The following is an 11,801-nucleotide window of genomic DNA, read 5'->3' as shown; positions in this document are numbered from 1 at the left end:
TGTGAAGAAACGCCCTATTTCCGGGCGTTTGCGGGGTTCAGTTCCATGTCTTTGCGAATGAGTTTTTTTATCTTTTTATCCAGTGTGTCCGTTGCGCGTTCACTTGCGGACGAACATACAAGGTAAGTAACTTTTCCTATTTTATGCTCCGTTGTGGTAACGGGCGTTTGGTTTTGCGTCAAAGAAAATCCCCCTTTCTTTCGCAAACATATAATACAGTCTATGAATAGCAGCAAGTCCACTATTCAATAAAACAAAGGCTTTAATCGGACGGTTATTAGCATAACCTCATGGGAATTTCACCCCGGCATGGTTCTCATGCCGCCCTACCCATTGCCTGCGACGCTCTTAACGCTCGGACTGTGGCTGTAAGGAAGTATCATTGTATATTCTGCGTGTCGTCGCCCGCAAGCCGCTACACTTGCTTTCCGGCGCGGTGTTGGTCGCTCGGCTGTCCGGGCGGGGATAACCTCACCCAGATAGCGTCATGGCGCACCCGCCGTATGGCTCGGCGCAAAAGGAACGTATCCGATTTGCCCTATGCTGCGCCGCCGTTATCTTGCGCCGCTTTCTTTGTCAAGGTTCAGAATGGCTTTGCTGCCGCGTCAGCAGCGGAACGGAAAAGGGGGAGAGAGAAAGCGTCCCGCCGCCGCTGCGGTTTATTCCTTTGCCTTAAAGGTGAGGACAGCCATCATCAGTTTTGCTTGCAGCCGTTCCCGAATGTCGTGGTCTACGCCAAAATAGACGTTCCCGCGCTCGTCGTACAGCTTCCGCATGGAGAGGCGGGCTATGTAGCCGCTGAAATGCTGCAAGACAATCTTCATGGCGTCCGGGTCGCCCTTTGTCGCTGCCACAATGACAGGATAAGGAACAAGGGCATTTTCCGGGTAGCCGGGTTCGTTACCATTCGTCCCATTCATCAGCATTTTCCTCCAGATATTTTCTTAATTTCTCAAAAGAGCTTGTCCGCCTGTACTGTATCGTGCTTCTCGACGTGTTGAACAGCTCCGCAATCTCGGTATCGTTCATTCCCTCGAAGTAATACAGCAATATGGCTTTGCGCTTTTCTTCCGGCAAAGTACGGATTGCTTCAAGAAGCAGCTTTGGCGTGATTTTCTTCCCGGCTTTCTCAAAGACGGTTTCGGCGGCTTCACGTTTGAAATATTCATCAAACGTATGAAGCTGCCGCGCTTCGTCTAAGGTCATGTCGGAAAAGGTCACTTCCTTTGCCTTGTGTCTGCGAAGTTCTCTATGGGTGTCGCAAGCTTCATTGTGCAATACCGTATTACAAAACTTCTGAAAAGCACACTGTTTGTAAAACTCCCTGCTATTAGGTTCCACATTCTCACCTCCTTTCTCGTTGGAAAGTTGGTGGTGCTTCCCCCCTTTTCGCGGGGCAATACGGCGTTTTTCAAAAACGCCGAAGATTTTTTGAAATTTCTTCAAAAATTTTTTGAACGTACAAAATGCGCCCGTCCGAAAAGCCCGGACGGGCGCATAGGCATTGTAAGCAGTATCCAGATGATTAGACAGTTCATATATATAAGCGTAGTTTCCCCCGGTGGTGGGCGGGCTTTTTTTGATAAGTCAATAACTGTCGGATTTTGTCGATATGCTTTTTGCTTCATGGCGGCTACCTCCTTTAGCCGCCGATTTCAACAGTGATACCGCGTCATTCCTTGAGAAGATAAAAAAGAAACGGCGGATTTGATATTTCAAAACCGCCGATAGATTAGATATTGCGTAAAAAGGCATACAAAAACATCTGCTCCTCTAACGGTTTTTTTCTTTCCCCGTTAAGGGAGCAGATAATATTATTTAAGGATTGTGTACAGTTCAAAAAAACTTTCCTCTAAAGATACCTACTTCTTTAGTTGGTAGAAGTCATAAAATGCAGCGTGTTTAGTAATAAGTTCTTCAAATGTGCCATGTTCAATTATTTTTCCGTCTGCCATAAATACAATTTCGTCATAGAGTGTAAGAATATCGCTGCTCATATTATGAGTGACAGTAAGTAGCGTTAAATCAGATATTGCCAATAGCCTACTTTCAATATCATATGCAGTTTGCATATCAATAGCAGACGTACCCTCGTCTAAAATCAACAGTGGCTTCTTACGAATTAAAGCTCTTGCTACGGCAATTCTTTGTTTCTGTCCGCCGGAAAGGTTATCTCCATTTTCTCCAACGTGATATTTAAGTCCGTTTGGTACTTGCTCAATAAACTGTGATAAACCACTATCAGACAATATGGATTGCAATTCTTCTTTACTGAAATCTTCGTGTAGGCAAATATTGTCTAAAATGCTCTCATCAAACATATAAACATTCTGATGAATGACCGACGATAGCGCAGTTATTTTATCAATATCCAAAACGGAAAGACTGTCTGCGTCATATAGTACATCACCTTTGAAGTTAGAGTAATATCCGGCAATCAGCTTAATAAATGTAGACTTTCCACACCCACTCTTACCGACAAAAGCATATTTTTTCCCTTTATCAATGGATAGTGAAATACCGTTTATGACTTCGTTTTCCTTATCATAGGAAAAATGCAAATCATCTACATAAATCATTTTTTTGAAAGAGGGTGATTTTTTTGTATTTGTGTTCTGTTCCTTGTAATCTGAAAGGTTATTTAGCTTCTGTGTAATTGGTTTTATACTCTTGATTTTGGGAATATTGCTAAAAATAATCAATAATGGATTTGCAAGGTTACTGCTTACCTGTACCATGCCTAACAAGGCTCCTGCACTGATACGACCAATGATAATGAAGTATGCAGAAAGAAAAACAACAACCACTTGAACAAGAAGCGCAAGCACCATAGAAACCGCTTCATTTGCCGCAATCGCCTTGTCAACAGAATATTTTGCTTTTATAGTGGCCTCGTTACTTATTTCAAATCGTGAGAGGACATATTTTTTCATTTGATAAGACTTGATAACCTCAAAACCGGATAACAGGTCTTTTACATGGTTTGTAAAATCGGATAGCATATCAGAATATTTATCCTGTCGTTTGGAGAGTAGTCCTCCGAATAGACTGGGTACAACAAGCATGATAGCGATTGCGATAATCACGCAGACTGTAACGATAATGTCAAAGTAAATCATTACAGCAAGGGAAGCTATAAAAATAATCGTATACTGGATAACTTGCAACAGGGGAAGTAAATAGTTATCTTCAATCATTTTTACATCATTCGTAATTGCAGATAAATAATCAGCAGTATTATTTTTAGAGTAGTCCTCAATCGTGTGCCGTTCAATTCCTATAAAGGTTTTAGAACGGACAGCTTTCATAATTTTACAGACAAATTTTTTGCTAAACAAAGATTGTAGGTACATGAATACTCCCATAAGTGCAAAGTAGGCTAAAGAAAAGAGTAGTATTTTAATAAAGCCGTCCATATCGCCCATATCTACAATATCCATAACTTGTTGCAATAAGATAGCAATAAATACATAAGATAGAGAACTGATTGCAGTAAATAATGCGGTAAGGAAAAGCAAGAATTTGTATTGTTTTAAGTATCGTATCATATAGCGGTGTCCTCCTATTTTCTGTTAAAAAGTAAATCGCAGACAAGTCCTACTGCCCCTAAACCAAACAGGCAGGTGGCGGCTGATTTATAGCCTTTTTCGGATAAATGTGCAGCCCCTATCATCAGTCCGATTTCTGCCGTAGCAGATATAGACTTAGATACAATGCGGAATGACCGCTTTTTCCATGCTTCATTTGCGACAACTTCAATTTTGTTTGCAGCATTTTCGATTTTTTGGTCTAATTTTGACATAGTATTCTCCTTTCATACATTAAGACGGTATGTATATGCTAAAAAATAATACCTTACGGATGAATGTATAGTTTGAAAATAAAACTGCCTTTTGCAAGGCAATTTTATCTATTCGCCTACGTTTAAGTGTTCAAAGTAATTCTGTGCCATACCGAAAATTTCATCATCAATAATCGGCAAGTTCATACTATCTAACAAATATTTGATAAATGCAAACTTTGAAAGCAGTTCTTCCGGGGTTGCAGGATAGACAGAGGGAATTAACCAAAAATTTGTAAGTAATGGCAAAAGTTCAGATAGTTCTTTTGCATATCCGGTTTGGATAGAGCCGTCCGCTATTCCCTCTTGAATAAGCTGCAACCAAAGAGGGGCAATCAATTTCCTGTTTGTATCAGCCAGTTCAGCCAACAAGCGGGGATTTTTCAAAAGAGGTATACTCTGTTTTCCAAGTTCAGTCCTATCATTATCTGCGTGGTTTAACTTAATGACTTCACGCATTTTTTCTAAACCATTTAGGTTCTTCTGATTTTGTACGGTAACAAATGGATTGTTGTCAAAAAAGAGTTTTCCCCCTAATGCGTCAATAATTTCCTCTTTTGATTTGAAATGATGATAAATTGCTCCTTTCGTCAATCCGCCAAGTTCATTTACAATATCTTGAATAGTTGTATTGTCGTACCCCTTTTCCATGAATAACCGCTGTGACACTTCTAATATCTTCTCAACGGTTATTTCTGGATATTTATTACGCGCCATGTATCTACCACCTTTCATTTCATTCGTTTGGTATGTATTATATTCTTTTTGCGTCTGCTTGTCAAGATACATTCAGCCGGTATTTAATTGTAAGGCAGAAAAATATGATTTATTTTAGCTAACTAATAGAACTGTGTAGACATATCCAAAAGCAAAAGTGAACAGTAAAATGTAACAGGGTGAATAACTATGGCAAAAAGACCAGTACCGAAATACGACTTCAAGGCTTTTGGGGCAGCGATAAAGGCGGCGCGGACAGGGCGCAAGGAGAGCCGCAAGAAAGTAAGCGACGAAATGTTTATCTCGCCGCGTTACCTTGCGAATATTGAGAACAAGGGGCAGCACCCAAGTTTACAGATTTTCTTTGAGCTTATGCTCCGCTACAATATATCCGTAGACCAGTTCCTTTTGGAAACGCCGCCGGAGAAGAACACGCAGCGGCGGCAGCTCGACGCGCTTCTTGACGGTATGAGCGATACAGGCATACGGATTGTGACCGCAACGGCAAAAGAGATTTCCGAAGTCGAAAAAGAGGGCGAATAGGAATGTCCGGCTTAAAACTGAACAGGATTTAGAGAGCGTTGTAATCTTTTTTTGAGATTGCAGCGTTTTTCTTTTGCGTAAGTTTGGCAAAATCGCTTTTTCTCCGTAGTAAGGGATAAGGGCATAAGGGATAAAAACATTCGTAGCAAGCATAGGAAGCGGGTACCCACTTCCGTATTTTCCCCCTCCCGCGCTGCGGCGCGTCGGTTGAAAATTGCTTGTTGGGAAGTGTCCCAAACCCTCGGAACGGAAAGGAAAGGAGCGAAGCAATGGACGGACGCAAAAGGACGGTGCAAATCAAATTCAGAGTGACGGAAGCGGAACGGGATTTAATACTGGAAAAAATGAAGCTCGTACCCACCCGGAACATGGCGGCATATCTGCGGAAGATTGCCATTGACGGGTATATCATTCAGATAGACCATGCCGATATAAAGGCAATGACCGCAGAGATACAGAAAATCGGGGTCAACGTCAACCAGATAGCACGCCGCGTAAACGCGACGGGGAACGCATACCAAGAGGACATAGAGGAAATAAAGGGGGTGCTTGCGGAGATATGGCGGTTACAAAGATTAAGCCTATTAAAAGCACTCTAAGCAAAGCCCTTGACTATATCGAAAACCCGGACAAGACGGACGGAAAAATGCTTGTGTCCTCTTTCGGCTGCTCCTATGAAACGGCAGATATTGAGTTTGAATATACATTGTCCCAAGCACTCCAAAAGGGGAACAATTTAGCCTTTCATCTGATACAGTCCTTTGAGCCGGGGGAAGTCGATTATCAGAAAGCCCATGAAATCGGAAAGCAGCTTGCCGACGCGGTAACAAAGGGGCAGCATGAATATGTACTCACGACGCACATTGACAAAGGACACGTCCATAACCATATCATTTTTTGCGCGGTGAATTTTGTAGACTACCACAAATACAATTCCAACAAAAGGAGCTATTACGGCATACGGAACATGAGCGACAAGCTGTGCCGGGAGAATGGCTTGTCCGTCGTCGTCCCCGGCAAGGGCAGCAAGGGAAAGAGTTATGCGGAGTACCAGGCAGAAAAGACGGGTACCAGTTGGAAAGGCAAGTTAAAGATTGCTGTTGACGCGCTTATCCCCCAAGTTTCCAGTTTTGAGGAATTGTTGCAGCGGTTACAGGCGGCGGGCTATGAGATAAAGCCGGGAAAATATGTATCATGCCGCGCCCCTGGACAGGAACGCTTCACCCGCCTAAAAACCCTCGGCGCGGACTATACAGAGGAAGCCATAAGGGAACGGATAGCGGGCAGACGGGCAAAGGCGGCGAAAGCCCCCAGAGAGCAGCGCGGCGTTTCGCTGCTTATCGACATTGAGAACAGTATCAAGGCGGCGCAGAGCAAAGGCTATGAACAGTGGGCGAAAATCCATAATCTGAAACAGGCGGCAAAGACCATGAATTTCTTGACGGAACATAAGATTGAACAGTACGCGGATTTAGTCAGCCGGACCCGGGAAATGGCAGCGGAAAGCGGACAGGCGGCAGACGCATTGAAGAACGCGGAAAAGCGGCTTGCGGACATGGCGGTGCTTATCAAGAATGTTTCCACCTACCAAAAGACAAAGCCCGTCTATGACGTATACCGCAAGGCAAGGGACAGGGAGAAATACCGCGCCGGACAGGAACAGGCGATTATCCTACATGAAGCCGCCGCAAGGTCGCTGAAAGCAGCGGGCATTGCAAAGCTCCCGAACCTCGCCGCGCTGCAATCGGAGTATGAAGCCCTCCAAGCGCAGAAAGAAGCCCTTTACGCCGACTATGGGAAGCTGAAAAAGAAAGTCCGGGAATATGATATTATCAAGCAGAACATTGACAGCATTTTACAGGCAGACAGGCAGCCGGAACGGGAAAAGGGAACAGAACGCGGATAAGGATAGCAAAATCCCCGCCGCTGTGCTATGATAGGGCTATCAAAATGCAGAGGAGCGTTGAGCATGGAAAACCAGAAAATGCCGGAATATGAAACCATACGCGCCGCCGTTGCCGGGGAAAAATGGGCGGTGGAGAAAGTCGTGGAGTGCTACAAGGACGAAATCGACAGGCTATCGACGGTAGCGGTCAGACAGCCGGACGGAAGCACGAAACAGGAAATCAACGAAGATATGCGCCAGTCTATCACAAAGAAGCTGATAGAAGCCCTCCCGCAGTTCCCGCTTGAAGAAATGGAAAAGGGAAATGTCAGATAGGCAAAAAAAGAACAGGACGCGGAAGCCAGTATATGACTTCCGCGCCCTGTCTTTTTATGGGTGCTGTTTTCGTGAATGTTACGCAGTAGAACGCCATTTTCGGGGGTAAAGGTATAAAGTATCGCCTATCCGGTTTTCACGCCCGGAAAGCCCTGTAAATCAAGGGATTTTCTGCGCCTACTGCGTAACAGGGGCGCGTCTTTTCCTCATGCGCTCGGCGGCTTGTCTGCGGGTGATACGTTTCCGGCAGACGGGGCAGTATTTGACACTGTTAGAGGTTGACGCAAAGAACGCGCCGCACTCGGTACATTTCTTCTTATCCCCTGTCTGGTAAAGCTCCGCATAAAGCAGCCTGTCGGCGGGAAGCACCGCAACCCGGAACCACTTGCAGAGAAGCGAATAGGAAATGAGCTGCGGACATACGCACTCGTCCCCGTCGTCCAGTAAGATACAGTTCCCGTTATCATAATTGCAGCACGTCCGGCGCACAAGGGCGTTGACTTTCCGGCTCTGGGGCGGCGTCAGCCGCTTAACCCCGTTCATACTTCATCAGCGGCATAAATGGGAAGCTCTGCAAATTCCGCTTCGGTCAAAGCGTCCACTTTGGAAAGGGTGCGCTTTGCAAGCTCCCGCATATCCGCGTCCATGTAGGGCAGCGCGGCGTTGACATTCTCAATCAAAGCCCGCTTGCCGCCCTCGTTGTAAATGCTCAAAAGGTTTGTTTCTTCAACAGTCAGTCTAATCATGCTCATACCTCCATATCGTGATTTTTTGTTTTCGCCGCCGCCTTTTTCGGGGCGGTCTTTGCCTTGTCTGCTTTAAGCTGCGCCCGGATAGAGGGGCGGGGCTTCCTTATCTCCCTGTCCCGGTTCTCCCCCTTGTCAATTAGCGCATACGTCCCATGTCTGCCCTCGATTTTGGAAAAGGAAAGTGTCTTGTAGGGCAGCATGGAGAAAAGGCGGTCAGTGTCCTTTGTGGCTGCAAGCCGCATGAACGCCGGGGAAAGCTCTGCCATGAAATGGGTCTTGTTCGGGCTGTTCGGCTCGTAATGCCGCTTCATTTCCCGCACAATGCGCCGCGCTTCCGTTTCAATCAGCCCGTCCCGCAAGGCTGCGATATGCGCCTTGAAGTCCCCCGGCGAAAGCTGCTCCCGGCTGCGCCGTTCTTCCTGTAAAAGAGCTTGCAGCGCGTCCGGGTCGTTGGGTAGGGCTTCAAAGCGTTCAAACTTCCCAAGCTGCGGGTCTGGGGTTCCGTCAAAATATCTCCCGGCTTCCTGTACCCTTTCCCCATGCTCATAAATCAGCTTCACCGTATCGGCGGGCAGTTCCTTTTCCTTGACGTGCTCATAATGTTTAGCGTAGTCCAGTTCGTACAGATTGCCCTTGATTTTCCCGCGCTCCTTGCCCGTCAGCTCGATTGCATAGGCAAGTACGCGGTCGCTTGTCTGCTCCATGTAGAAACGCCATGTGTTGTGGGGTGCGGTATCTTTGAGGAAAACGTCGCGCTCCCGGAAACAGTGCGTCCCGGACGGGCGGCAGAACCATAAAAGGGTCTTGTCCTCCCTGTTGGGGCTTGCCGCCGCCTTTGCGATAATCTCTTTGTCAATGTCTAAGTCGCTCTGGTAAAAGCCTGTGTTCTGCTTCATAATCGCTTCAAGGGAAGCGGTCACGTCCACGTTTTCAAATCTGTTCTGTTCCGGCATGGGTCAGCTCCTTTCCAAGTCCTGCGATTTCTGCTTTGCGTTTTTCTTCTGTGCCTTTTCCTTGTCGGCTCTAAGCTGCGCCCGGATAGAGGGCTTCTTTTCCGGCTTCGCTCCCTTGCCGCGCCCCTTGTCGGCTTTGACCGCATTAGCCAGGTCAACAAGGGAAATCTGCTCACCCGCCTTAACCTTTGCTTCCAGTTCGTCAACGGTAGGGGTGTTGTTGATGATACCGTCAAAGCTGTTGTCGTTCTGCTCTACGGTGTCCTCGATATGCTTCAAGGGGTTTGCCTTTTCCGGCTGCTCTGCGGCAACGGCAAACGCCCGCGTCCCGTTCCCCATAATCAGATATTTTCCGTCGTCCGACTGGTGGTGAAAGCCATATCCGGCGGCTTCTATCTGCTCCCGGCTCATGGCGGTCACATGGAAAGTCCCCCTCGGTGTTTTGACAGTTTCGCCCGTTTCCAAGTCGTCCGGGGTAAGCTGCTTTTGCTCCTGTAAAAACTCCGGCACTTCCCGGAAACCTACACTGTCAACGAAATGCGCCGCGTCCTGTCCGTCCTGATGAAGCACTACCACGTCCGAAACGGAAAGGCTGTGTCCCTTAAAATCTTTGGGGTGGTCGATATTGAAGCGGGTATAAATATCTTCAAGGGAAGTCCCCGGCGCAAGGGGCGCGGAATAGACAAGCTCATAGTTCGCCCTGTCAACCACATTCCCCGCCGCCTGCAGGCGGTCGTAAGGCTCAAAGCGGAAGTCCCTTGTTTCGTCCCCGCCCTTTATCTGGTAAATGGAAAAGGTGTCCTTGTCCTGTCCGGCGGTCTGCGCCGTTTCCTGTGCCTTTGCGTAAAGCTGCTTCACGTCGCCCTCGGTCAGCTCGCCGCTTTTGAGCTGCCCCATAAGCTCGCGGCATTTCTCCGGCGTTCCCGTATAAAGCACGTCGCCCATTTTCGCCCGCCCGTTCTCCTGTGTCACATAGGCTTGCAAGAGGTGGCTGTTTTCCCGGCTGTCGCTGTAAGGGTTCCGGCGCACTCTATAAATCGTTTCCGGGGTAAAGGCTTCTTTCGGGGCTGCCTTTTCCTCTCTGGTGGGCTGCTCCTGTCCGGCGGTCTGCTCCTTGTCCTGTGCCTTTTGCAGCTCCGCAAGATTTTCGTCTATTGAATTGATAATCTCGGCGGCTGCGCTGCGTATCGTTTCAAGGGAGCTTTTCAGCTCGGACAGCTCCCGCCCACTGCTCCACCCGGCGACGTAGCCGAAAGAGTAGTCCGACGTGTCAAGCCCGTAATGTTGGCAGACAGTATAGGCGACGCTTTCCGCTTCGACTTCGCGGGTGCGGCGGTCAATGTGGGGCTGCTGCTCGTCCTTTGGCGCGTTGAGGTCAATGTCGTGCAGCTTCGCATGGGCGATTTCGTGAATAGCGGTCTTTAAGGTCTGTAATTCGCTCATGCCCTCGTTGATAGCAATGCGCTTGTCCTCCAAGTGGTAGTAGCCATGAGAGCCGCCCTCGATATTCTCAAAAGCGATAGGAACGGGGGAAGTCTTTTCAAGGGCTGCGAAAAAATCCTTGTAGCGGTCAACGTCGCCTGTCAGCTCGTCAACCGCAATGTCCGGCAGCTCCTTTCCCTCGGTCTGGGAAACGTCAAAGACGGATACCACCTTGTAGGCGGGTATGGTGATTTCCTTTTCCTCGGTGACGGGCTTTCCGTCCTTGCCGATTATGGGCTTCTGCGTGTGCGGGTCGATTTTCTGCATTTCCTGTTTGATTTTATAGGGCGACGGGGCAATGATTTTAATTCCCTTTTGCCCTTTCATCACGTTTCGCTCAAAGTTGTTCTTCCAAGCGGAAAAGCCCGCCACAAGGGAAGCGTCCGGCTTCTGCATGGCGATAAGGACGGTGTTTCGGAAGCTGTAATTATGGAATTTTGACATGACTTTCAGATATTCCTTGTAACGCTCGCTGTCAAAGAGTTCCGCAATACCCTGTTCCAGACGGTCGGTAATCTCTTTTAATTTCTCGGCGGGCTTCTCGCTCGTCAGCACGATAGGGATAACCGGGCGCGGCTCCTGTGGCTGCTCTGCGGTCTGTGCGGTTCTCTGTCCCGGCGCGGCTGCGTCCATTTCTACCTTTTCCGGGTCGGGGCGTGACCGCTGCGGGGGCTGCGGCGTTACCCGGTATTCCTGTGGCACGTCGCGCCCGTCGTACCATTCTGTAAAGGTGTTGCGGTTGTTGTAGATATAGCCCTTTTCGGTAAACATACCGTCGTCGTTAATGGAAGCGTCCCGCCCGTATTCCTCATACATGAAATACTTTTTCGCTTCTTCGGGAAGCTCCGGTTCTTCCAGTTCGTCAACCAGATAACGCCCGTATTCTTCTTCACTGTGGACGGACGGATAAAGCCAGTAGCAGTCAAGGTTCTGTGCAAGGTTGATGATGTCCTGTAAGCTGTCGGCATGGTCGCCGTATTCAATGGCTGCAATGAATTTCTCCCGGTCGTCATCAAACTGCATTTCCAAGAGCTTCCCTAAATAGTTCAGCTCGTCGGGGTGGGAATACTCGCTTAAATGTTCCGTCAAGCCGGGGATAGGGGATTGAAATTCTGTGAAATGCCATTCCTCGTAGTGCTTGAAGTCAATCCCGATACGGTCAAAGACTTCTTTCAGATGTTCGGCAGTCGTGGGTGTCAGCGCCAGTGATAAAATGTAAAAAAGCGCCGAGGAAAAAATGTAGTTTTGTGGCGGAGGTGAAGGGAAAAAGATAGACTCCCAATCAGGGCGAGAAA

15 protein-coding genes are annotated in these 11,801 nt (G+C 47.7%); 4 read left to right on the top strand and 11 right to left on the bottom strand.

The window, feature by feature from the left end; genetic code table 11:
* Positions 1–14: 14 nt before the first annotated feature.
* From D7X94_RS15245 to D7X94_RS15205, 7 genes are all read right to left on the bottom strand, one after another.
* On the bottom strand, positions 15–242 hold the full coding sequence (locus D7X94_RS15245) for a transposon-encoded TnpW family protein (RefSeq protein ID WP_004607973.1): 228 nt from the start codon (positions 240–242) through the stop codon (positions 15–17).
* 417 nt (positions 243–659) lie between these two features.
* On the bottom strand, positions 660–920 hold the full coding sequence (locus D7X94_RS15230) for a helix-turn-helix domain-containing protein (RefSeq protein WP_120428512.1): 261 nt from the start codon (positions 918–920) through the stop codon (positions 660–662).
* A complete protein-coding gene (locus tag D7X94_RS15225) occupies positions 901–1,341 on the bottom strand; it encodes an RNA polymerase sigma factor (protein ID WP_002569188.1) in 441 nt (146 codons plus the stop codon). Before D7X94_RS15225 ends, D7X94_RS15230 begins: the two co-directional genes overlap by 20 nt.
* Positions 1,342–1,442: 101 nt before the next feature.
* Positions 1,443–1,628, bottom strand: coding sequence for a hypothetical protein (locus D7X94_RS15220; protein ID WP_009243795.1), 186 nt, complete (start codon positions 1,626–1,628; stop codon positions 1,443–1,445).
* 234 nt (positions 1,629–1,862) lie between these two features.
* Entirely contained in the window at positions 1,863–3,548 is a 1,686-nt protein-coding gene (locus tag D7X94_RS15215) for an ABC transporter ATP-binding protein (protein ID WP_120428511.1), read from the bottom strand.
* A gap of 14 nt (positions 3,549–3,562) precedes the next feature.
* Positions 3,563–3,802 (bottom strand): hypothetical protein, encoded by a 240-nt coding sequence (locus tag D7X94_RS15210; protein ID WP_120428510.1) that lies wholly within the window; start codon positions 3,800–3,802, stop codon positions 3,563–3,565.
* 108 nt (positions 3,803–3,910) lie between these two features.
* A complete protein-coding gene (locus D7X94_RS15205; RefSeq protein WP_120428509.1) occupies positions 3,911–4,558 on the bottom strand; it encodes a TetR/AcrR family transcriptional regulator in 648 nt (215 codons plus the stop codon).
* A gap of 189 nt (positions 4,559–4,747) precedes the next feature.
* Between D7X94_RS15205 and D7X94_RS15200 the strand changes: the two genes are divergently transcribed.
* The 4 genes from D7X94_RS15200 to D7X94_RS15185 all read left to right on the top strand — a co-directional run bounded on the left by D7X94_RS15200 (position 4,748) and on the right by D7X94_RS15185 (position 7,322).
* Entirely contained in the window at positions 4,748–5,101 is a 354-nt protein-coding gene (locus tag D7X94_RS15200) for a helix-turn-helix transcriptional regulator (protein ID WP_008978029.1), read from the top strand.
* A 269-nt stretch (positions 5,102–5,370) separates the two neighbouring features.
* Entirely contained in the window at positions 5,371–5,700 is a 330-nt protein-coding gene (locus D7X94_RS15195) for a plasmid mobilization protein (protein WP_002569185.1), read from the top strand.
* Positions 5,661–7,007, top strand: a complete 1,347-nt coding sequence (locus D7X94_RS15190) for a relaxase/mobilization nuclease domain-containing protein (protein WP_120428508.1) — start codon at positions 5,661–5,663, stop codon at positions 7,005–7,007. Before D7X94_RS15195 ends, D7X94_RS15190 begins: the two co-directional genes overlap by 40 nt.
* A 63-nt stretch (positions 7,008–7,070) precedes the next feature.
* Positions 7,071–7,322 (top strand): helix-turn-helix domain-containing protein, encoded by a 252-nt coding sequence (locus D7X94_RS15185; RefSeq protein WP_002585088.1) that lies wholly within the window; start codon positions 7,071–7,073, stop codon positions 7,320–7,322.
* A gap of 177 nt (positions 7,323–7,499) precedes the next feature.
* Here the strand turns inward: D7X94_RS15185 and D7X94_RS15180 are convergent, their stop codons facing one another.
* Genes D7X94_RS15180 through D7X94_RS15165 form a run of 4 tightly spaced genes read right to left on the bottom strand, consistent with a single transcriptional unit; the run spans position 7,500 to position 11,745 of the window.
* The gene (locus D7X94_RS15180; RefSeq protein ID WP_002585089.1) at positions 7,500–7,865 is read right to left on the bottom strand and encodes a cysteine-rich VLP domain-containing protein; all 366 of its coding nucleotides are present in this window, start codon (positions 7,863–7,865) and stop codon (positions 7,500–7,502) included.
* Positions 7,862–8,068 carry a transposon-transfer assisting family protein gene (locus D7X94_RS15175; RefSeq protein WP_002569181.1) on the bottom strand — a complete coding sequence of 69 codons (207 nt, stop codon included), beginning with the start codon at positions 8,066–8,068 and terminating at the stop codon, positions 7,862–7,864. The genes D7X94_RS15180 and D7X94_RS15175 overlap by 4 nt, the downstream gene beginning before the upstream one ends.
* A 2-nt stretch (positions 8,069–8,070) precedes the next feature.
* Positions 8,071–9,024 (bottom strand): hypothetical protein, encoded by a 954-nt coding sequence (locus D7X94_RS15170; protein ID WP_120428507.1) that lies wholly within the window; start codon positions 9,022–9,024, stop codon positions 8,071–8,073.
* 3 nt (positions 9,025–9,027) lie between these two features.
* Positions 9,028–11,745 carry a YodL domain-containing protein gene (locus D7X94_RS15165; RefSeq protein WP_442857918.1) on the bottom strand — a complete coding sequence of 906 codons (2,718 nt, stop codon included), beginning with the start codon at positions 11,743–11,745 and terminating at the stop codon, positions 9,028–9,030.
* Between the last annotated feature and the right edge of the window lie 56 nt (positions 11,746–11,801).

It is taken from the genome of Acutalibacter sp. 1XD8-33 (genome assembly GCF_003612555.1).
Classification (GTDB): Bacteria; Bacillota; Clostridia; order Oscillospirales; family Acutalibacteraceae; genus Acutalibacter.
Note: the sequence above shows the minus strand (reverse complement) of the source record. Positions and strands in the feature narration are given on the sequence as shown.